At 57.1% G+C, this 20,677-nt stretch carries 16 protein-coding genes and 1 pseudogene; 11 read left to right on the top strand and 6 right to left on the bottom strand.

Annotation, left to right across the window (positions count from 1 at the left end; all coding sequences use genetic code 11):
• Nucleotides 1–241: 241 nt before the first annotated feature.
• Both ACFXS9_RS22060 and ACFXS9_RS22055 read right to left on the bottom strand, forming a co-directional pair.
• A pseudogene (locus ACFXS9_RS22060) lies at nt 242–1,788 on the bottom strand (acetolactate synthase large subunit).
• A gap of 574 nt (nt 1,789–2,362) precedes the next feature.
• Nucleotides 2,363–3,925 (bottom strand): ABC transporter substrate-binding protein, encoded by a 1,563-nt coding sequence (locus ACFXS9_RS22055; RefSeq protein ID WP_392692018.1) that lies wholly within the window; start codon nt 3,923–3,925, stop codon nt 2,363–2,365.
• A gap of 307 nt (nt 3,926–4,232) precedes the next feature.
• Here ACFXS9_RS22055 and ACFXS9_RS22050 point away from each other — a divergent pair, with 307 nt between their 5' ends.
• The 6 genes from ACFXS9_RS22050 to ACFXS9_RS22025 all read left to right on the top strand — a co-directional run bounded on the left by ACFXS9_RS22050 (nt 4,233) and on the right by ACFXS9_RS22025 (nt 11,759).
• Nucleotides 4,233–4,952: a transcriptional regulator gene (locus ACFXS9_RS22050; RefSeq protein ID WP_392692016.1), complete on the top strand. Its 720-nt coding sequence runs from the start codon at nt 4,233–4,235 to the stop codon at nt 4,950–4,952.
• Between the two features lie 26 nt (nt 4,953–4,978).
• The gene (locus ACFXS9_RS22045) at nt 4,979–6,016 is read left to right on the top strand and encodes a CoA-binding protein (protein ID WP_392692013.1); all 1,038 of its coding nucleotides are present in this window, start codon (nt 4,979–4,981) and stop codon (nt 6,014–6,016) included.
• Entirely contained in the window at nt 5,919–7,055 is a 1,137-nt protein-coding gene (locus tag ACFXS9_RS22040) for an acetate--CoA ligase family protein (RefSeq protein WP_392692011.1), read from the top strand. Before ACFXS9_RS22045 ends, ACFXS9_RS22040 begins: the two co-directional genes overlap by 98 nt.
• Before the next feature lie 524 nt (nt 7,056–7,579).
• Nucleotides 7,580–8,548: a LysR substrate-binding domain-containing protein gene (locus tag ACFXS9_RS22035; protein WP_392692008.1), complete on the top strand. Its 969-nt coding sequence runs from the start codon at nt 7,580–7,582 to the stop codon at nt 8,546–8,548.
• A gap of 823 nt (nt 8,549–9,371) precedes the next feature.
• The gene (locus ACFXS9_RS22030; RefSeq protein WP_392692005.1) at nt 9,372–10,637 is read left to right on the top strand and encodes an LLM class flavin-dependent oxidoreductase; all 1,266 of its coding nucleotides are present in this window, start codon (nt 9,372–9,374) and stop codon (nt 10,635–10,637) included.
• A gap of 129 nt (nt 10,638–10,766) precedes the next feature.
• On the top strand, nt 10,767–11,759 hold the full coding sequence (locus tag ACFXS9_RS22025) for a flavin reductase (protein WP_392692003.1): 993 nt from the start codon (nt 10,767–10,769) through the stop codon (nt 11,757–11,759).
• Nucleotides 11,760–11,974: 215 nt separating this feature from the next.
• On the opposite strand, the gene folD is transcribed toward ACFXS9_RS22025, so the two are convergent.
• Nucleotides 11,975–12,868, bottom strand: a complete 894-nt coding sequence (gene folD / locus ACFXS9_RS22020) for a bifunctional methylenetetrahydrofolate dehydrogenase/methenyltetrahydrofolate cyclohydrolase FolD (protein ID WP_392692000.1) — start codon at nt 12,866–12,868, stop codon at nt 11,975–11,977.
• Nucleotides 12,869–12,875: 7 nt separating this feature from the next.
• Complete coding sequence (gene purU, locus ACFXS9_RS22015; protein WP_392691997.1) at nt 12,876–13,763, bottom strand: formyltetrahydrofolate deformylase; 888 nt, start codon at nt 13,761–13,763, stop codon at nt 12,876–12,878.
• 867 nt (nt 13,764–14,630) lie between these two features.
• On the opposite strand from purU, the gene ACFXS9_RS22010 reads away from it, so the two are divergent.
• The 3 genes from ACFXS9_RS22010 to ACFXS9_RS22000 all read left to right on the top strand — a co-directional run bounded on the left by ACFXS9_RS22010 (nt 14,631) and on the right by ACFXS9_RS22000 (nt 17,187).
• Complete coding sequence (locus ACFXS9_RS22010) at nt 14,631–15,035, top strand: AraC family transcriptional regulator (RefSeq protein WP_392691995.1); 405 nt, start codon at nt 14,631–14,633, stop codon at nt 15,033–15,035.
• 152 nt (nt 15,036–15,187) lie between these two features.
• Complete coding sequence (locus ACFXS9_RS22005; RefSeq protein WP_392691992.1) at nt 15,188–15,772, top strand: helix-turn-helix domain-containing protein; 585 nt, start codon at nt 15,188–15,190, stop codon at nt 15,770–15,772.
• 283 nt (nt 15,773–16,055) lie between these two features.
• Nucleotides 16,056–17,187 (top strand): IS3 family transposase gene (locus tag ACFXS9_RS22000; RefSeq protein ID WP_392691989.1). Its coding sequence is split into 2 segments (ribosomal slippage): nt 16,056–16,315 and nt 16,314–17,187, totalling 1,134 coding nucleotides; the frame shifts between segments, so codons are not numbered across the junction.
• Here ACFXS9_RS22000 and ACFXS9_RS21995 read toward each other — a convergent pair.
• Together ACFXS9_RS21995 and ACFXS9_RS21990 are read right to left on the bottom strand one after the other, a co-directional pair.
• Entirely contained in the window at nt 17,156–17,584 is a 429-nt protein-coding gene (locus ACFXS9_RS21995) for a dihydroneopterin aldolase (protein ID WP_392699940.1), read from the bottom strand. The two genes, ACFXS9_RS22000 and ACFXS9_RS21995, sit on opposite strands and share 32 nt — an antisense overlap.
• A 754-nt stretch (nt 17,585–18,338) precedes the next feature.
• On the bottom strand, nt 18,339–18,863 hold the full coding sequence (locus tag ACFXS9_RS21990) for a prolyl-tRNA synthetase associated domain-containing protein (RefSeq protein ID WP_392691986.1): 525 nt from the start codon (nt 18,861–18,863) through the stop codon (nt 18,339–18,341).
• Between the two features lie 68 nt (nt 18,864–18,931).
• On the opposite strand from ACFXS9_RS21990, the gene ACFXS9_RS21985 reads away from it, so the two are divergent.
• Nucleotides 18,932–19,225: a hypothetical protein gene (locus ACFXS9_RS21985; RefSeq protein WP_392691984.1), complete on the top strand. Its 294-nt coding sequence runs from the start codon at nt 18,932–18,934 to the stop codon at nt 19,223–19,225.
• 183 nt (nt 19,226–19,408) lie between these two features.
• Nucleotides 19,409–20,662 (top strand): sarcosine oxidase subunit beta family protein, encoded by a 1,254-nt coding sequence (locus ACFXS9_RS21980; protein WP_392691982.1) that lies wholly within the window; start codon nt 19,409–19,411, stop codon nt 20,660–20,662.
• Nucleotides 20,663–20,677: the final 15 nt, after the last annotated feature.

The raw sequence follows: 20,677 nt of genomic DNA, 5'->3' as shown, positions 1-20,677 counted from the left end.
CCAAGGGCACTCGAATCGGCAAACGGGGTCCCAACCCGAGCCGGACGAGAGTGAAGAAGCGTCAGAGCGCATCCCTGAAGGCTAAATGAAATGTCCATTCACCCGAGCGGAAGCCTTAGGCGGGAAAAGCCGCACATGCGGTTTCTCTACGCCGGCGCTCAGCAATGAGCGTCCATGCGCGACGCTTGCACTCGCAAGCGCGTCGTTGTGGTCAGTCCGCTCAGAGCCCGCTCCTGTGGTGCTATATCTGGACTTCGATCAGCCGCGGTCCGGGCTCGCGGGTCGCTTGCTCGAGCGCCTTATTCAATTCGTCCGCCGTTTGGACCGCGCGGCCGGGGACGCCCATGCCCCTGGCGAGCGCGACAAAGTCGAGGTCGGTCGGTCGATGTTGAGCATGTCCTGCGCGCGCTTGCCGGGCTCGCCCGCGCCGACACCGTCGAACTCGCCGCGCAGAATTTGGTAGCTCTTGTTGGCGAATACAATAGTGACTACGTCAAGCCCCTCGCGCGCCTGCGTCCACAGCGATTGGATTGTGTACATGGCACTGCCGTCCCCGACCATGCACAGCACCTTACGGTCCGGACAGGCCACCGCAGCGCCCGTGGCAATCGGCGTTGAAAAGCCGATCGCGCCGCCCATGTCCTGCAGCCAGTCATGCGGAGGGGCAGCGGCTGTTGGAGGGAAGAAGCCACGTCCGGTTGTGATGGACTCATCCACTACAATAGCGTTTTCCGGGATGGCGCAGGCGATCGCATGCGCGATTGAAGACAGGGTCAACGCCCCCGTCGGCTTGACGAGTTCGGCGAGCTCTTGCGGTTCAACGTCTTGAGCACTCGCATGTAGCGCGCGCGCCAAGGCTTCCAGCGCGGCTATCGAATTGTCGCCCCAGGCAGTCATCCGATGTACTTGGCAGCGTTCTGGCTTGAGCATGCTCGGCTTGTTTGGATAAGCGAAGAAGGCGACTGGATCGTTGGCCTCGACCAGAACGATGTGCTTGAAATCCTTTAGGACTGACCGGGCCTGGTCGACGGCGTAGGGGAGACGGTTGATGGAGAAGCGGCCGCGTCCGCGCGCTATTCGCGGATGAGAGGTCTGGCCTATCACGGTGCACCCGGTCTTCCCGGCAATCTGCTGCGCGAGCGCAAGGCCATGCTCGGTCAAAGCGCTGCCGGTGACGAGCAGAAGGGTATGAGCACCATCGGTGTGGAGGAGGCGCGCGGCCTGATCCACAGCCTCCGACGAATAGCTAACGCCCCGAATGTCCTCGGGTACCTCGGCGATACCCTCGGCCTTGTTCCAGGCGGTATCGGCGGGGAGAATCAAGGTCGCGATCTGGGGCGGTGAGCTCTTCGCAGCGGCGATTGCTGCAGCGCCATCGGATGCCACCGCTTTGGCGTTGGACGAAGTGCGTACCCAACCGGACATCGGCCGTGCCAAGCCCTCGATGTCTGAGGTCAGGGGTGCATTGTAGCTAATGTGATAGGTCGCGTGCTGACCGACGATGTTGACAATGCCAGAATGCGCCTTCTTGGCGTTGTGCAGGTTGGCGAGGCCATTGGCGAGGCCGGGGCCGAGGTGCAGAAGAGTCGACGCCGGCTTACCCTTCATGCGGAAATAGCCGTCGGCCGCCCCAGTTACGACGCCCTCGAACAAGCCGAGCACACAACGCATGCCCTCCACTCGATCGAGTGCAGCGACGAAGTGCATCTCGGAGGTTCCTGGGTTGGTGAAGCAAACCTCAACGCCACCCTGCACCAAGGTTCTAACCAGACTTTCCGCACCATTCATTTGGTCCACTCCCATTCGCATGCACGTACCTCGATTAGCCACCGTTCCCGTACTCCAAAGCGTGGATTGGCCCCTCACACACGAGTCGTAGGTACCGGCGGAATTGCGGCGATGAGGACGCTCGACCTCGAGAACATGTGCGCCTGAGTCCGAGAATCGGCGCGCACAAAAGGAGGTGACTGTCCCTAGTTTGAAGGAAACGAGGAGGCCGCGACCAATCCCAACGAACAAGCCGAGAAAGATACGCGCGGGTATCCGGGTTGATCATGCCCATGCCGGCCCGATCGACGAAGCGCGAGAGAAAGTGCCGCCGAGGTGCCGAACATGAGTGCGGCACTGCCGGTCTAGCGAAATTTGCAGAGATGTTTCCATCCTTTGGTGCGATGACCCGACTGCACACAGCTACAGAAAACGAAAAGATGGCGGCTAGCGCGGTGACGCTTAGTCTCGTGGTTTCGGCATCTTGATGCATGGTCGGGGGTGGATGTGTTCCGCCGTGAGCAATCAACTGGATCATCGGCTTACTCTTTCGATGGCGCGATGATGTCCCTCACCGCCGCAAGGAGGTGACCAGTTAGTTCTCGAGCCAAACGCTGTCGGCGAAGTTGAAGCCGCCAAGATTGCCCGTTGGGATGGGGCTCAGCCCCTTCACCTTGCTCGAAATCGCATCAAGGTAATTGACAAAGGCGGGGATTGCACTCCCGCCCTGCTCGTAGATGATCTTCTCGATTTCCCAGAACAGTTCCTTGCGCTTGGCCAGGTCGACAGTGCCGCGCGCAGTATTGATGAGGTGATCGAGGCGCACATCCTTGAATTGGGTGTCGTTCCATTTCGCGTCCGACTTCCAAACCAGCGTCGCCATGATACTCTCCGTCGGCCGCGGATTCCATTGAACAGCATGGAAGGGGCGCTTCATCCAGATATTCGACCAGTAGCCGTCGGATGGTTCGCGCTTCAGGCTGATCGTAAGTCCGGCACGAGCGGCCTCGCGTTGCAACAGAAGCCCCATCTCAATGCTATTCTGAACGGCTTCCGAAACGTGGAGCTCAACACTGGCGTTCTCCATGCCCGCTTTTTTCAAGTGGAACTTTGCTTTGTCGATGTCGACCCCGCGCTGCGGCAGAGAGCTGTTGTACACCAGGCTCTGCGGCATCACGAAGTGATCATTCGCGACGACGCCGTAGCCCTTCAAGATCTGATTCACAATCCGTTCGCGATCGAGCAGGTTTTTGACGGCGAGGCGGAAGTCGAGATTGTTCGTTGGCGCCCGATCACACATCATCGCAAACTGAACGAAGCGTGGGCAACGGGTGGAGAACACCTCAATTCCTGACGCTTTTTTTGCTTCGTCGATCGCATTCGGCCGGAGATCCGACATCATGTGAATATCGCCGGCGATCAGGGCATTCAGCCGCGCGACTGGATCTGCGATGCCGAAATACTCGATCTCATCGAGATAGGGCCGGCCCGACTTGAAGTAGTTCTCATTCCGAGTGACCACCGTGCGGACGCCTGGCTTGAACTCTTTGAGCCGGAAAGGACCAGTCCCGACGGCCGTCGAGAAGTCGGTCGCCCCATTCTTTACGATCAGAAAGCCGAACGTACCGAGCAGGACAGGGATGTCGGCATTCGGCGCACTGAGCTTGATCCGGACACCGTCCTTTCCGTCTGCCGTCACGTCCACAATGTCTTCGACCAGGCCCTTGGAAGCAGAGGCAACCTTCGGGTCCTTATGACGCATGATCGAGTACACGGCATCATCGGCGTCGAACGTCTTCCCGTCTTGGAATGTCACGCCTTTCCGAAGCTTGAAATACCACTCGGTTACGTCACCACTTGCCTCGAACGACTCCGCGAGTTCGGGCACAGCTTCCCCAGCCTCATCGATGCGGGTGAGCCCGTTGTAGAGCATGAAGCCGCGCGCATAATCTGTGCTTTGAGTGAATTTCGCAGGATCGAGCGCGTCCTGAGCGCCTTGGACGTGAGCCGCGACGCGTAGCCGTCCACCGCGCCTTGGTTGCGCGGATGCGATGCCTACTGGCACCCCGTCGACCGCGAGTGCCGCGCCGGTACCGAGAAGCGATCTGTTGAAATCGCGACGGTTCAGCATTTTCTTGGTCATCTTGCTCGCATCCATCACGATCGATACTGTTCGTCTTCAATGTGTCTCGGAGCGACGTTCCTTCTTGACATTTTGTCAAACTATGTCATTTTGTCAATACGTTCGCCGAGTGGGCGAGCAATGCGGTTCGTTCGACATGCTGACGCTTGATGCCCAGATCGCAACTTTGGTACGACACGATAACAAGGACCGACGCTCGAATGGCGGAGATCTTTGTTTCAGAAAAGTAGTGATGGATTGTCGATCGCGTGGGCCAAATTCTTGGGCGGTCCGTAGCCGGCAAGCACTTGAAGTGCCGGCAGTGCGCAGGGAGGGCTGAGCGATGAAGCGCAAGGCGGGAAACGGCACGGACCGGCCAAGGGGGCAGGACGAACAGCGGGCGCAAGATATCCTGGAGGCCCTGGCTCAGCTCGTGCCTCAGATCGCGCGCAGCTTAACAAAAGATTGCGAGGTCGTGCTGCACGACAATCGCGCCTCGCCGCCTCGTATTCTTGCTATAGGCAACGGGCACGTTACCCGCCGGGGCGTGGGCGACCTTATGACACGCATCGCCGTAGGCAATGCCGAGTTGCAGGATCTCCGAGAGCCGTTGTTCAACTACGGGTCGGTTGCTCCAGATGGCAGGCAGCTGAGGGTTAGCGTGCTGCCCGTCGTGGTTAATGGGAAAACAGTCGCTTACCTTGCAATCAATTTTTGTACCAGCGACCTGCTTATGGCTCAAAGAGCAATTACCCAGCTCACTCGAACAGAGCCGCATCCGAAAGAGATTCACGAGACCTTCTTGCCGAGTTCGCTCCCACTTCGGCAAGTAATCGATAGCAGCCTTGAGGAGTGCAATCGTCCGCCTCACCTCCTCGACCGTGAAGATCGCATCGACCTAATGCGACGTTTGCACGAACAGGGTGTGTTTCAAATGCGAGGCACGGTGCGCGAAATTGCCGAACGGCTTGGGATCAGCCGCGCTGCTGTCTACCACTATCTTAAGCTCGCGACTGGGGAAGCAAAGCATCGTAAGTCGACCCGCACCTCGTCGCGCAACTGAAGCGCGAAAATCAAGGTACTCTCTAAATGTCTCACAGGCTCGCCCCGCTCTTGGCGCCCCGCTCTATTGCCTTCATTGGTGCCGGTCCCCGCCCGGATACACCTGGGAATGACATGCTGCGCATGATCGCAAAAGCGGGATTCACGGGCGAAATCTATCCGGTGAATCCGAAGTACGAACGGATTCAAGAGCATCAGTGCTGGTCCTCAATGGCGGCACTGCCAAAGTCAGTCGATCTGGCGATTCTGTCCGTCGCTAATGTGCGACTTGAAGAGGCTGTAAAGGAGGCCATAGCTGCGAAAGCGCGTGCGGCCGTGATCTTCGCCAGCGGTTATCTTGAAAACGACACCCACCCACCGCTTACTAAAAGGATCGCGCGCTTGGCCCGCGAGGCCGGACTGCAGATCTGCGGGGGCAACTGCATGGGCTTCTATAACGATGCCGCGCGGGTCTGGGCTTCGGCGTTCGCTACGGAGCGCGAGCCGTTAGCCGGTGGGATCACGTTTATCAGCCACGCCGGTTCTGCGTTTGGCGCCCTGGCGCATAATGACCCACGCTTTCGTTTCAATCTGGCGATCTCTGCGGGGCAGGAGCTGACGACGACAGCCGCGGATTACATGGACTATGCACTTGACCAGCCGGAAACACGCGTCATTGGCCTCTTCCTTGAGGAAGTGCGAGATCCGCGCGGTTTCGTGGCAGCGCTCGAGAAAGCAGCGATGAAGGCTGTTCCTGTGGTGGTCCTGAAGGTTGGTCGGACCGAGGCCAGTGCTGCCCTCGCGGTCAGCCACTCGGGAGCCATTGCAGGGAACGACGCTGCTTATCGGGCGCTGTTCGATCGCTACGGCGTCTTGCAGGTCGACACGCTCGATGAACTAGCCACGTCGTTGCTGCTATTCGCGCAGCCGCGGCGGGCCGCAAAGGGCGGCCTTGTGGCGATCGGGGGACTCCGGCGGCGAGCGGGAGATGATCGTAGATCTCGCCGACAATGTCGGGGTTCCCTTCGCCAAGATTGGTCAGACCACTGTGTCGCGTCTTGCCGCGCGGTTGGAGCACGGGCTTGAGCCCATTAACCCGCTTGATGCATGGGGCACGGGCGACGAGTTTGTCGAACGATTCGCTGATTGTTTCACAAGCTTGGTAGATGATCCTGATGCTGCTGTCGGTGTCTTCTTCAATGACCTCCGCGATGGAAATCAAGTGCACAACGGCTTTGTCGAGGCGGCGCGCCGCACCTTTGCTCGAACCGACAAACCCATCGCGTATGCGAGCAACTTCAGCCGCGTACGGAACCCTCACGCCTCCCTTGCCCTGACGCAGGAGGGAATACCGGTCCTGGACGGCACCTTGCCGGCGCTCAAGGCGGTGCGCAACATGTTGGCTCATCGTGATTTCTTGGCGCGTATTGCCGATCCTGCGCCGTGTCCGGCTCCGGGTAAAGATTGGTCCTCCTCACTGCGTGGCAGGACGCCTCTGGGCGAAGCCGAGGCACTAGAGCTGCTCGCCGACTATGGTATCGCGAATCTGCCGTCTAGGATTGTGGAGTCAGCCAACGCGGCTGTCGCGGCCGCCCGTGAGGTCGGCTTTCCAGCTGTACTCAAGACGGCGGAGCCCGGAATCCTTCATAAGACGGAACGCGATGGCGTTAAATTGGGCCTCACAGACGAATCCGCAGTGAAGGCTGCCTGGGAAGATCTTGCATCCCGCATCGGTCCGCGCGTTCTCGTCACCCGGATGGCACCTAAAGGCGTCGAATTGGCACTCGGCCTGACAATCGATCCGCAATTTGGGCCTCTCGTGGTGGTCGCTGCAGGCGGGATATGGATTGAGGTATTGCGCGATGCTCAGCATGCGCTGGCCCCATTCGGTCCGACAACGGCCCGTCAACTTCTCAGTCGGCTGCGCGTGCGCCCGCTTCTCGACGGGGCGCGTGGCAAGGCCCCGGTCGATCTTAACCGGCTCGCGGACGCGATCGCGCGCTTCTCTGTGCTTGCGAAGGATCTTGCCGACGTAATCGCTGAAATTGATGTTAATCCGCTCGTTGCGACGTCGGAGGGAGTGCTTGCCCTCGACGCGCTCGTTGTACCGCGGATCGGATTGTGATCGTCTGTTGCCCGTGATAGCCGCCCCGCCGATGATAGACCTCAGCTCATCACGCAACGACACGGACGTCCGGAGGGCCTCCTCTCAGCGAAGGAAGAGGGCCCGAAGAACAAGCCGACGTCTCATATCGCAAAAACCACCAAGTAGTTCGGCGGACGCACTCACGCCTTAGCAGCAGGTGCTTAGGAACGCTATGTATGCGCATAAGTGTGCTTAATTCCAGACGGAGGCTGTGGGACAAGTCGAGCGGTCGTCCTCGTTGCCTGCGCTGAGACAGAGCCCACGTTTTGCATCCGGGGACATCAAGCGAACGGAAATCCGGAGCCCGCGATTACGAAAGGGGGCGGGGCAGGCCCTCATATCAGAGCGCTCTACCTCCAAGCAGCCATCCGGTCAGAATCGTCGCGAAGAAAAGGAAATTTGCTGGCACGTCAGCTCTACTTTACTATCTCTTTTGGACGCGCCCTTTGGTTCTGCGAACCGCAGCCTGCTAGATAGAGGGATTCACAGGTGGTTGAGCGTCTGTGAAGTTGCAAAACTGGCGAGCAACTGGTAAGTACGGCTTTATGCAACGGCTACGCTTCGTGCTTCCGCCGCCCTCTCTTCTCATCACATTTGAAGCAGCTGGACGGTGCCTCAGCTTTACCCAGGCGGCTGACGAACTAAGCGTGTCGCGGGTGGCAGTGAGTCAGCAAATCAAAGCGTTGGAGAGCTTCATCGGAGCCCCTCTTTTTTATCGTAAACAACGATCGGTAGCGTTAACCCACGTCGGTTCTCGTTATCACAAGGCGGTGTCGGCGGCACTCGCGCAGGTATTAGATGCGACGATAGACATCAGCAAAAAGGCCGAATCCAACGTAGTCAGCATCAGCGCAACCCCGGGCTTCACCACGTATTGGCTTCTGCCAAATATCACTACATTTCAGACTCTCCACCCAAAGATCGAATTGCGCTTTATCGTTTCTGATACCGCTCTTAACCTGGCTCAAGAGAACATCGATCTCGGCATTCGTTATGGAGAGCCGCCATTCTTAGATTTAGATTCGACGCTGCTTGTGCGAGAGGAGATCAGCCCGACCTGCACGGCTAGTTATTTGAACGCCTGTGGTCTACGTGAAATCGAGGCTGCAGACCTTGTAAGGCACCCTCTCATCGAACTAGACGGTCCTTACGAAGAGCAGACGCGTTGGTCATCTTGGTTCCGCACCCAAGGCATTCACGTTGGCAAGCTACCTGGTGGTATCACTGTCAACACCTACACGAACCTCGTACAGGCAACTCTGGATGGCCAAGGTTTTGCGTTGCTCGGCCCACCGCTGATCGATCGTTTCTTGGCGAACGGGACGTTGGTTCAGCCTGTGCTCTCACCTAAGGTTGTGCGACATGCCTTCCATCTAGTAACTCCGCGCCACGGCATACGCTCTCCTGCTGCAGGTGCTTTCATTGACTGGATTACGCGCTGCTTCAAGGTCAGTGATCGAGTTGATCTGTAAATGATTGGCTGGTCCGTAAGCAGATCATTCGACTTGCGGCTCGCACATCGAGCAGCGCCGACTGAGCCATTCGAGGTTGAGAACAGAACCTTTTGGCTAGGCGACTAGGTCGCTTGATCAAGCTGAGGAGGCCGGGACCGGAGATGAAAACGTAGTCGGTTTGCGGTCTTGTCAGGACGATAGCCGCGCTGGCGTTTCTCCTGGCAGCGGTCGTTACGCTCCGCTCGAACGCAGCCTCAGCTTTGCCCTGAACTTTGGTCTTATCCCTCGCGAGCTAGTACTGCCCGTAGCGCGCAATCGAGGGACGCTTTAGCTGTATGGGACGGGAATAGTGTTGCGGCTGGTAAGATGGACCAGGACTGAAGCAGGCAACACGAGCGGTCCTAGCCGTTTGGACCGCTGCATGCATGATCGCGAAAGTGATCAGCCTTTGGACTGAGCGGGAAGCCAGCTTCACTCGTCGTCGGGCGTTCGTAACGCGCCGATCGACGTGTGTGGCCCGTAAAAGCATGATTCCTGCATTGCTTGCATACACGGCCGAGCTCGGAATGCTTGGAGCGAACTCGTGTCGAAGAACTCAAACGCAGTGAAGTGCTGAATAACAGGAAAGCCAGCGCTAGCTCGTCCGCAGTAACCCGTCTGGAGTAAGCAGGGCTTACAGCAAAGTTAGTTTTTTTTCGGCGTTTACAGGGCGCGATGGTGGGGCTTAGGTCATTAGAGAAATGACTTGTGAGCTGCGGCAAGTGGTCGATGGTGGACTTTGCAGCTTGGCAAACATCCGTAAGCCAGCGCTAACCATCGCAACATGGAGGGGTCGACGATCATGACCAAACGTAAGATGAGGCTTGGGATCTCGATGCGCTACATGGGTTACCATGGCGGCTCTTGGCGACTTCCAGAGGTACAGCCAGACGGTAGTTCGGATTTCCGTTGTTTTCTCGACATTGTCGAAACCGCCGAACGCAACAAGCTCGACTTGGTCTTTTTGGCCGACGGCATCGGTATCCGTTCTGACGACAATCCGCGCGGTAGTCTCTGTAGAAGCCGTCAGAACGTCGAGCTTGAGCCGCTAACCCTTTTGTCAGCGCTAGCGCCTCTCACGAAGCATATCGGCCTTATTGCCACGGCCTCCACCACCTACAACGAGCCCTACCACATCGCGCGAAAATTTGGCTCGCTGGACCAGATCAGCGCGGGCAGGGCAGGTTGGAATGTGGTCACCTCTTGGTCTGACCAGGAAGCTTGGAATTTCAATCGTGCCAAGCACTTGGATTATGACACGCGATATGAACGAGCCGAGGAGTTCGTCGACGTTGTAACAGGACTCTGGGATAGCTGGGATGCCGATGCCTTCGTTTGCGATAAGCAGGCTGGTATCTTCTATGATGAAAGGAAGCTTCATGTCCTCAATCACAGCGGTAAGCACTTTACGGTGCGTGGCCCACTCAGTGTGCGTCGTTCCCCCCAAGGAAGACCGATCTTGGTCCAAGCGGGCACTTCGGAAGTCGGACAACAAATTGCTGCCCGATACTGTGACATCGTGTTCGCCGCCAAAAAGGAAATCGAGTCGGCAAAGAGTTACTATAACTCAGTGAAGGCGCGGCTACCTCTTTATGGTCGTAATCGCGACGACCTATTGATGCTGGCCGGCCTGACGCCGATAGTCGCGCCCACGCGTGCCGAGGCTAGAGCAAAGTTTGAGCGGCTCGAAGGGCTCGTCGATCCGCTGGTAGGACTGGCAATGCTCTACCGCTCTTTTGGCGATCTCTCGCACCTGCCGCTCGATGGGCCGGTGCCGAAGCCAGATCTCGAAAGTGTGGGACTGCGGAGCAGTGCGCAAATGTACTGGGAGCTTTCTCAACGCGAGGGGCTGACGATACGCCAGCTGTACAAGAAGCTCGGCATGGCCCAGGAGCACAACACGGTAGTCGGTACGCCGGCTGACATCGTCGACGAAATGGAAGCTTGGATGGACGGCGGTGCGGCCGATGGCTTCAATATCACACCCACGCACTTGCCGCATGGCCTGAACGATTTCGTAGAATTGGTGCTGCCCGAGATCTCGACGGAGAGGTCTGTTCCGAGATGAGTACGAAGGCAAGACTCTTCGCGAGAATCTAGGGCTCCATACCCCGGCGAGCCGCTATCAGAATCAGGCGGCTCGTGAGAGCCAGTCGGCTTGATGCCATCGCCAATCAATTGTCGAATCGGTGCACCAATGTCCATAACGGTTAAAAGCGCTGCAACGGCGGGTATACCCAGCCCCGGGGCACTAATAGAGGAAGGCAATCCGGCGGAAGACCCGCGTCTGTTCAGGCGCTGTTTAGGTCAGTATGCCACCGGAATTGCAATCATAACCACTGCGGTCGATGGAGAACGCGCCGGCGTAACGGTTAATTCGTTCACTTCGGTTTCGCTCGACCCCCCCCTTGTTCTTTGGTCGATCAGCCGGGCTTCGCGTAGTTTCAGATTGTTCGAGAAGTGTGGCCGGTTTGCTGTCAACCTGCTGGGGGTGGATCAGACACGCATCGCCAGCCACTTTGCTAGCAAGTCCGATGACAAGTTCGCTGAGATCCGATGGCATGAAGGACTATCCAACGTACCACTGATTGAGGGGTGCGTTGTCAATCTTGAGTGCGAATGCGTTGCCCGTTACGACGGAGGTGACCACGTGATTCTGATTGGACGGGCAGAACATGTCAGGCGGTATCAATGCGAGCCACTGCTCTTTGTGCACGGCGGGTATGGTATCGCCTCCAGCCATCCGTCAATCTCGCCGACCCCAGGGTCAGAAGAAACTCCGGCGCTCGACAGCTTTGACAATCAGATCGTTCCCTTGATATTTGAGGCGCACAATGTGATGTCTGCGCGCTTCGACGAACATCGGTTTGCGGAAGGTGTTACGACTGCCGAGGCCCGGATTTTAGCTCAAGTCTATTTGGCGCCGGATACCAAACTTGACACGCTAGCGACCGCTACCTACCTCGGCCAACGTGAAGCGGAAGACGCGCTTAACGAACTTAAGACGCGGTCACTTCTGATCTTGGAGCCTGATGGACGCGTAAGGCTGAGCCTTGGGGGAAAGCAGCTGCGAGAAGCGATCAGACGCCGTTGGCACCTGTTTCAGGAGAAGCAGATTGAGGGTATTCCGGATGAGGATCTTAGAACTGCGATCCGAACGCTGACAAAACTAATTGTTCGAAACCGATAGCTCTGCGAGGCAAATCGGTGGGAACTCTGATGTAAATCAGTCACCGGCATCAAAGCCGAGCTAGAGTGCGTGTCGCACTGACGAACCGGACCTCGTCGGGCATGTCTCGACTAAAACGCTCATCGGCCGACCGTGAGCTTATGTTCTGCGGCAGGCGCGATCGGCTTTTCAGAAAAGGGGACTTGGGCGTACGTGTGGTACGGGATTAGTTCTCGTTAACCCGCAGAGACTCGCGAATTACGAGCGGTTCGTCTAGACTCTGCGGCGGTCATCGTGTTCCTGAGAAGGTAAGCGACTGTCATTGGTCCTACACCTCCAGGGACGGGAGTAATGTAGGCTGCCCTTTCTCGTGCTTGTTCGAAATCAACGTCGCCGACAATTCGACTTGGGACGCCGGGTGGGAAAACTCTATTGATCCCCACATCGATTATTGTCGCGCCCGGCTTGACCCAATGACCGCGAATAAGCCCCGGTGATCCAGCTGCAACCACGATCACATCGGCCCGGTTGCATATGCCGGGTAGGTCCCTCGTTTGAAGTTGCGCAGCTGTGACGGTGCAGCCAGCATCGCCAAGCAGCACACCAACGGGCTTTCCTACCAAGTTTGACCGTCCGACTACCGCGACGTCGAGGCCATCGAGGTCGTCGAGCACTGTACGGATCAGGTGAATTACGCCCAGCGGCGTACACGGCGCCAGCATGGGACGACCGACGGAGACTCGCCCTGCATTATACGGATGAAAGCCGTCAACGTCTTTGCCCACATCGATAGATTCCAACACGCGCCAACGATCTATGTGCGGAGGCAACGGCAACTGAACAAGTATGCCATCGACAGCCGGATCCTCATTAAGAGCAAGGATCAGCTCGATCAACTCTTGCTCAGTCGCGCACGCGGGCAAGCGGTGTTCAAATGAGTAAATGCCGACCCGATTGGCGTAGCGAATCTTACTTTTGACGTAGATGCTACTTGCCGGATCCTCGCCCACAAGGACAACGGCAAGGCCCGGTACGGTATTGTAGGTGGCTACAAACCGGTCGACTTTCGAGGCTACTTGCTGGCGAAGGACGGCGGCGATGGCGTTGCCGTCTATGATCTGAGCTGCCATTACCCGGTCAATCTCGAAAGACCACAGTCTTGTGGCCATTTAGAAGAACGCGCCCATCCAAATGCCACGCAATGGCTCGCGAGAGCACCTGTCGCTCGATGTCCCGTCCCTTTCGTACAAGGTCATCGGGAGTATCATGATGAGAGATTCGCTCTACGCCCTGCTCGATGATTGGGCCCTCGTCGAGATCACCAGTAACGTAGTGCGCGGTAGCGCCTATCAGCTTCACCCCTCTCGAATGAGCTTGATGATAAGGCTTCGCGCCCTTGAACCCAGGCAGGAACGAATGATGTATGTTTATGCAACATCCTGCCAGTCTCGCAGAGAGAGAATCAGAAAGAATTTGCATGTATCTTGCCAAAACTACCAGGTCGACCTTCCGGACTTGTACAGCCTCCCAAATTTGACGTTCTTGATCTTCCTTGGTTTCTGTGGTGACAGGAAAATAGTCGAACGGGATGCCGTTGAAATCAAGATGAGCGTAGGTTTCGCGGGGATGGTTCGATATGATCCCGGCAAGTTCAAAATCCAGTTCTCCTGTCCGCCAACGATACAGAATGTCGGCGAGGCAGTGATCAGATTTCGACGCGAGAACCAGCACCTTTTGTCGAACCCGGCGGCGGCGAAGACTGATCTTCATCCCAAAAGTAGCAGCGATGCCCTCGAAACCACTACAGATTGAGTCAAGCTCGGCCTGCTCGGGAATATCAAAGACCACCCGCATGAAAAACTGCCCCGTTTCCGGATCGCTATATTGATGCGCCTCTTGTATGTTTCCACCGCACCCATGCAGATGGCGTGAAATCGACGCAACTATGCCGGGTCGATCAGGGCACGAAAGCGTGAGTAGCAGTTGCTCGGCGCCACTGCTGGAAGCCGACTTAAGTTGAGTCATTTGCATTTCCGAACCCGCGAATACCTTCACCTGCGCCAGCTTCGGCCGTTGTCAAAGCCCAAGATGATGTGAAAGCAGAGCGGTGCTCTTGGGCGAATTCTTATCCTCGATGATTTCGGATGTGGACAGGATGGATGCGTCGATCCGATATCACAGTCGCGACACGCATTGAGCTTGCTGCCGTCTGGCAAGCCGGCGCAAATGGGCGGTGAGCGACCTCGCTTGGGACGTGAACGGAACCGCTAAGTTCATCGAGATACCGCGACCAATGCATTCGGTCAGGAATGGCTGCTGCTCGGGCGCGGCGTTGCGGGTCGACCGCGCGCTGCTAAAGAGCGCTCTCGACAAGCATGGGCTTCGGGACGAGGGTGGTCTTTGCACAACGAATCTATCGCGGCCCGCCGAATTAGGTGGATCCTCCGACGCGATACCCAAAGTACGAGTATCGGGTCGGCAACCGGCAGCCATGAACCAAATGCGATGGTCGGCTATCGCTCCATCTGCTCGGTTTCCGGTAAACTCATCAACTAACACAGTCTCTTGACATTTTGTCAAACTCTGCCAGTTTGTCAAGAGACAATTCGACGTCTTTGCGGCTAAGGCGGTCGTTCGACATGCTCACCCTTGATGCCCACCTAGAGAATTCGGCGCGGGGCAATCCCGACGGCCGATACCGGAATGCCCTAAATCATTGTTTCGGAGCTGCCGTGCTGGATTGCCATTTAGGCCCGACCTTTCTTCGCCTGCGAGCAATCAGCAGTCCCGGGTACAGTAGCTATCTTAGCGATGCTCACGGGTGCGAACGATGACGCAAAAGCCGCGTGATGACACGCATCATGGGGCGCTCAGCCGATTTGCGAGGGTGAGATGAACCAGCCGAACAGGCACAAGCAGAAGGCACCACGAAACTCGTTGTCGGTTGGTTTTGTTCTGTTGCCAAATTTTACGCTGACAGCGTTCTCTTGCATGGTAGACCTTTTAAGACTTTCGGCCGACGAAGGAGATCGGAGTCGGCCCCAGCGATGCTCTTGGACCGTGCTCGGGGCTGACCTTAATCCGATTACATCGAGCTGCGGCCTCCAGGTTGTTCCGTGGGAAACATTCAGTCAGCCCGAGAGATTTGACTATGTTGTCGTGATCGGGGGCCTACTCGGCAGAGAAATACATTACGATCCCTCGGTGTTGAGGTTTCTGCAGAAAGCCGCAGCGGCAAGTATCTCGCTCGTCGGCGTATGTACCGGCAGCTTCGCCCTTGCCGAGGCCGGCCTCTAAAGGGACGCAAATGTTGCGTCAGTTGGTTTCACTTCTTCGACTTTCTTGAGAGGTACATAGGTGTCGTTCCGGTCGCGGATCAACTGTTTGTCGTGGACGGACATTTCATAACATGCTCGGGCGGTTTGGCTGCTCTCGATCTCGGCGCATGGATGATCGAGCGTCATCTAGGGCCGGGTTTGGTGCAGAAGGGCCTGCACATCATGCTCACGGACAAGGCGCGCTCTGCATTTGATGCTCAGCCTCAGCCTCCGGGAGTTGGTCCAGTGGCTGATGAGAGAGTTAAGCGCGCCATGTTGCTGATCGAGCAGAACCTAAGCAACCCGCCAAAAGTTGAAGAAATCGCGGCAAAGATCGGACTATCGAAGCGTCAGCTTGAGAGGCTTTTTCGGAAGATTGCTGGCAAGAGCATTCAAGAATTTTCGCGAGACCTCCGCACTTATTACGGTCTTTGGCTGCTCGCCAACTCGACCAAAAGCGTCACGGAAATTGCGTCCGAGGCGGGTTTCTCTGACCCGTCCCACTTCAACCGACTCTTCCGCGCTTCGTTTGGATGTTCGCCTTCAGCCATGAGGAGCGGAGGGGCCGATACCATCCGGGCGATCATTCAGAATAGACAAGATGCTGCAGCCGCACTATCTGCGGACGGACCTGCCTCAGGGACGGAAGCGCTCGATCGGTGCTTTCCGGACTGGACTGGTTTTCTTCAAAAGGAACGCCGTCCCTATCTGCAATAAAAATAAGCCATGCTTTGAGAGTGCCTGGCTTAGAGGTCAGGTTTACCGCTTCACACTTTGGAATGGCTGGGCACGCTTGCGCTCGACCGTAGCCCCTGCCGCGGAAAGAAACAGATCACCTGAGGCACAGGAGGTGCTGACGGTCGCTCTGACTGAGAATATTCGGGCGTCACACCTGAGTATGGCATCAGCGAAAGAGCCGGCTCCGCAAATTTGAACAGGTCGATAAGTGGAGTTTCTGCCTGACAGCGGGCACGCTGGTGCCTGCGAATCAGGAGTGACGATGAGCAGACGAGCACGCCGGAACCACACACCGGCCTTCAAGGCGAAGGTGGCGCTTGCCGCCGTCAAGGGCGACCGGACGATAGCTCAGCTTGCCGAGCAGTTCGACGTCCACCCCAATCAGATTACGGCGTGGAAGGCGCAGCTGGAGGGCGGCGCTTCCGGAGTTTTTGGATCTGGCAGCGCTGCGCCGGCCACGCCTGCGATCGATGTGAAGTCGCTGCATGCCAAGATCGGGGAGTTGACGCTGGAGAACGATTTTTAGAAGGAGCGCTCACCAAGGCGGGATTGCTGAGCGCAAAGCGATGATCGACCGCGAGCATGATCTGTCGATCACCAGGCAGGCGGAAGTTTTGCAGATCAGCCGCGGCAGCGTTTATTACCTGCCGCGGCCGGTGCCGGACGCCGATCTCGCGATCATGCGGCGTCTCGACCGGCTGCATCTGGAGTTTCCCTTCGCCGGTTCGCGAATGCTGAGAGGCCTGCTGGCTGCCGAGGGGTGCAAGATCGGCCGCCGGCATGTCAAGACGCTGATGCGGCGGATGGGGATAGAGGCGCTCTATCGCCGTCCGCGCACCACCAGACCCGAGCCCGGCCACAAGATCCATCCATACCTGCTGCGCGGCATGGAGATCACGCGACCGAACCAGGTCTGGGCGATGGACATCACCTACATCCCGATGGCGAGTGGCTTCGTCTATCTCGCCGTGGTGCTGGACTGGGCAACACGTCGTGTTCTGTCGTGGCGGCTGTCGATCACCATGGAAGCGACCTTCTGCGTCGAGACGCTGGAGGATGCCTTGGCTCGTCACGGCAAGCCGGACATCTTCAACACCGATCAGGGCTCGCAGTTCACCGGACAGGCTTTTACCGGCGTGCTCGCCGACAACGGCATCGCGATCAGCATGGACGGCAAGGGCGCATGGCGGGACAACGTGTTTGTCGAACGGCTCTGGCGCAGCATCAAATACGAGGAGGTGTACCTGCGGGCCTATGACAGCGTCAGCGAGGCGCGCAGCTCGATCGGCCGATATCTCGACTTCTATAACAGCAGGCGTCCCCATTCGAGTCTTGACGGCAGCACGCCGGATCACGCCTACTTCACCCCGCTGCCACTCCGCATGGCAGCCTAACCCCGGCAGAGGCTCCACCTATCGACGCGGAAACTCTGTTCAGACGACCGGGACCAGCTCTGAATGCTGCGCATGCACTCATTATCGAGCAATATGCTTCCTTGCCAGCGATCTCAGCAATCTTGGCAACGATATCGGCGTAGTTGATTGTGTCTGCCAGGCTGTCAGTGACAGCAGGTCGACTGAGATCCGTTGATATGTCCAGGTTCAGAAGGATATCTTGATCATGCTGCCTCGTTTTTGTTCCTATATTACCATTCTCGACAACGACGCGCACTCTGAGGCCATGCACAAAAATCGTATCGGCCTGTTGCCCAAGCGAGCCGGGTGAAGCGGTGGACGAGGGTCGACTTTGATCCCCTACTTTCCGGCATCCCCGATCGCTGTAGCTAGACATCAATTCGCGCCCTCGAAACTATCATGCAGGACTCCACTTCGAGACTCGTCGCCCAATGCACAATCGTTTTAGCGCCCCACGCCGATTTATCTAGCGATACGACAATCGAGGTCGCATGTGTACAACACTTGAGTGCATTCGGTGAAGAGGCGACGCACGTGTCACGGCACCCACTACAGCGCGGTCTGCGAAATCGGCCGTGTTCTCGTGTCGTGGTCGCCTGCGATCTTCCCTGGCTTCAATTCAATTTCCTTCGACGAGGTATTTCTTCGCCAAGCCTTTTATCAACGACTTCATCCGGTCTTTCGGACCAATACCAACCACAACCGCGCGTGCCGGCGTTCTCAACCTCATGCGCGCTGCCAACACTTTGCATCCTTCGGTTATTCGTCCGGGCGTCGGCATGATGTCGCGGACGTCTCCGTCCCCAAAGGATGGGATCCTTCCGCAAATCGTGACAGCAAATCGTGACGGGTGAAGTTTTTGGCTCCGCCCGCCGCCGAATAATCCGCCTTGACGCGTAGGTAGGACGCCTCTGTGACGAGAGTGACGAGTTCGAGCCGAAGAATCCCCCGCGATACGCAGGGGTAGAGGCTAACGGAGTGCATACTGGTCAAACCGCACAATTCGTGGGATGCTCGAATTGTTTCTTTCCGACCGGAAGTGAGGAGGCCACGTTAAACGAGTATTTGGTGTCGCCGGGAACAGGAACTCCGTCTGTTGGAGCCATTCCGCGTTGATGCTCAGGCAAGATTCAGATGTCGCCGTCGGCCCCCAAGGAAACAACGATTGGATCGTGACCAGAAGATCTAAGGAACGCGATGGCGTTCTCTTGCGACAAAGAAGTCGTGCGCGTGTTGGTAAGAGGATGACAGTTAATGACCCGCCCGCTGAGTATTCGTTCATCCAGCACTACGGTTACCCGCACCGCGGTGTCGTTACATGCTGCCAACAACGATACTGAACCTGGCTGAACTTCCAACAGCTCCAACAGCGCTTCGAGAGAGCCAAAGGACAGCCTCCCTCGTGCACCGATTTTCCGTGCTAGCGCGTTCAAGTCTACGATAGCATCTTCGTCAGTCACCAACAGAAAGTAGTTCCTTTTTGCATCTCGAAGAAATAGATTCTTGGTGTGAACACCATCTATCTGGCCCCGCAATTTGCGAGCTTCTTCGACCGTAAAAACCGGTGGATGCTCTGTTGTCACGGGCTCCATACCTTTCGCGGTAAGGTGAGCCAAAAGTTCGTCACTCTTTCTTAGGTCGTCTGAGAGATTCATTATCTTCCTTAAAAAGCGCTATGACGGTTAATAATACGATAGGCCAGCGACTCGGAGCAAAGGGAATCATGGTCGTGCGCCCAAGTTTCCGAAAGGCATTTGCTAATCAAGCGCCGGCGGTTCTGATTTGCCTTGCCTTTGTGGGTCTTCCGGTAGAAATCAGCCTTCATGCTGCGTCAGTGCTGGAAGCTAAAGTGGTTTTCACAGTTGGTTCCTGGATCGCTGCAATTTTGGTGGGGCTGCACACCATTTGCGTAGCCGTCTCTCAGGACGCAGGCATGACATGGAAAACCCTCGAGAAGCGCAATTTGCTTCAGGGGGCGTTATTTGTTCTTGGTGCTGCACTCGCGCTTTCGGGTTAGGCCAGGCCAGCTCGAGCCCTGTTGCGTTGTACCGAGGAGGTCTTTCTAGCTGAGTTTGGCCCGAATTCCCCAAATATCTCAGAACGGACTATCGTGTCGCTTGCGTACAATCGTGATGGCGGTTCGGTGCTCGTCATAAGATCGCCCGCGCGGTATCGTTCGGGGCTCAACCACAAGGGTCCTATGAAGAGATTCTCCGGCCTTTCTTTGCTGCGCGGCGGACTTAGCGGGCAGGCCAATTGGGAACGCCAATGGCGCTCGCCCAATCCGAAGCGCGAATATGACGTCATCATCGTCGGCGGCGGAGGGCATGGGCTCGCGACCGCCTACTATCTGGCGACTCGATACGGAATTTCCAACGTAGCGGTCGTCGAGCGGGGATGGATAGGCGGCGGCAACGCAGCAAGAAATACGACGATCATCCGTTCGAACTACCTATTCGATGAAAGCGCGAGACTCTACGATCACGCCCTGAAGCTGTGGGGGCGGCTCAGTCAGGAGCTGAATTATAATATCATGTTCTCGCCTCGCGGCGTGCTGATGCTGGCTCACAACATCCATGACGTGCAAAGCGCGAAACGGCACATACATGCAAATCGGCTGAACGGCGTCGACAACGAATGGCTCTCGCCCGAAGAATGCAAGCATTTCTGTCCACCCCTGAACGTCGGTGGGTTTATGCGTTATCCTATTCTGGGTGGTGCGCTCCAGCGCGGGGGCGGCACGGCGCGGCATGATGCGGTTGTCTGGGGCTTTGCACGGGCCGCTGACGCGCGGGGAGTCGATATACTTGAGAATTGCGAGGTGACGGGCATCAGGCGCTGTCTCTCTGGTGCTGTGGAGGGTGTGGAGACATCCCGCGGCTATATCAGAGCAAACAAGATCGCCGTTGTAGCTGCTGGAAATACCAGCCCAATTATGAAGATGGCGGGGGTTCGCTTGCCACTGGAAAGCTTTCCTCTTCAAGCGCTGGTATCTGAGCCGGTCAAGCCGGCGTTTCCCTGTGTGTTGATGTCCAACACAATTCACGCGTACATCTCGCAATCCGACAAAGGTGAGATGGTTATCGGAGCGGGCACTGACGCTTATACATCTTACACGCAACGGGGCGCGCTTCACATCGCCAATCATACCTTAGGCGCCATCTGCGAGTTGCTACCGATGTTTCGCCGACTAAAGATGTTGCGGAGCTGGGGTGGCATTGTCGACGTCACTCCAGACCGTTCTCCAATCATTGCAAAGACACCGGTTCCGGGACTCTTTCTGAACTGTGGATGGGGAACGGGCGGGTTCAAGGCGACGCCTGGATCGGGCGATCTATTCGCGTGGACCATCGCAAAGAATGAGCCGCACGCAATCAATGCGCCGTTCACGATCGAGCGATTTAGAGACGGTGTCATGATCGACGAAGCTGCAGCTGCGGCGGTCGCCCATTGAGAAACGGACTCAGGG

Origin of the sequence: Bradyrhizobium sp. RDI18 (assembly GCF_043203335.1) — a bacterium.
Classification (GTDB): domain Bacteria; phylum Pseudomonadota; class Alphaproteobacteria; order Rhizobiales; family Xanthobacteraceae; genus Bradyrhizobium; species Bradyrhizobium retamae.
The sequence above is the reverse complement of the archived record's forward strand: the minus strand, read 5'-3'. Positions and strand labels throughout refer to the sequence as shown.

Excerpts from the sequence above, each read along its gene's own strand:
- ACFXS9_RS22005 (WP_392691992.1), top strand. The coding sequence starts at position 15,188 with ATGATCGAGCGTCATCTAGGGCCGGGTTTGGTGCAGAAGGGCCTGCAC.
- ACFXS9_RS22055 (WP_392692018.1), bottom strand. The coding sequence starts at position 3,925 with ATGGATGCGAGCAAGATGACCAAGAAAATGCTGAACCGTCGCGATTTC.
- ACFXS9_RS22025 (WP_392692003.1), top strand. The coding sequence starts at position 10,767 with ATGTCCATAACGGTTAAAAGCGCTGCAACGGCGGGTATACCCAGCCCC.
- ACFXS9_RS22045 (WP_392692013.1), top strand. The coding sequence starts at position 4,979 with ATGTCTCACAGGCTCGCCCCGCTCTTGGCGCCCCGCTCTATTGCCTTC.
- purU (WP_392691997.1), bottom strand. The coding sequence starts at position 13,763 with ATGACTCAACTTAAGTCGGCTTCCAGCAGTGGCGCCGAGCAACTGCTA.
- ACFXS9_RS22040 (WP_392692011.1), top strand. The coding sequence starts at position 5,919 with ATGATCGTAGATCTCGCCGACAATGTCGGGGTTCCCTTCGCCAAGATT.
- ACFXS9_RS22050 (WP_392692016.1), top strand. The coding sequence starts at position 4,233 with ATGAAGCGCAAGGCGGGAAACGGCACGGACCGGCCAAGGGGGCAGGAC.
- ACFXS9_RS22010 (WP_392691995.1), top strand. The coding sequence starts at position 14,631 with ATGAACCAGCCGAACAGGCACAAGCAGAAGGCACCACGAAACTCGTTG.
- ACFXS9_RS21990 (WP_392691986.1), bottom strand. The coding sequence starts at position 18,863 with ATGAATCTCTCAGACGACCTAAGAAAGAGTGACGAACTTTTGGCTCAC.
- ACFXS9_RS22030 (WP_392692005.1), top strand. The coding sequence starts at position 9,372 with ATGACCAAACGTAAGATGAGGCTTGGGATCTCGATGCGCTACATGGGT.
- ACFXS9_RS21995 (WP_392699940.1), bottom strand. The coding sequence starts at position 17,584 with ATGTCTAGCTACAGCGATCGGGGATGCCGGAAAGTAGGGGATCAAAGT.
- ACFXS9_RS21985 (WP_392691984.1), top strand. The coding sequence starts at position 18,932 with ATGGTCGTGCGCCCAAGTTTCCGAAAGGCATTTGCTAATCAAGCGCCG.
- ACFXS9_RS21980 (WP_392691982.1), top strand. The coding sequence starts at position 19,409 with ATGAAGAGATTCTCCGGCCTTTCTTTGCTGCGCGGCGGACTTAGCGGG.
- folD (WP_392692000.1), bottom strand. The coding sequence starts at position 12,868 with ATGGCAGCTCAGATCATAGACGGCAACGCCATCGCCGCCGTCCTTCGC.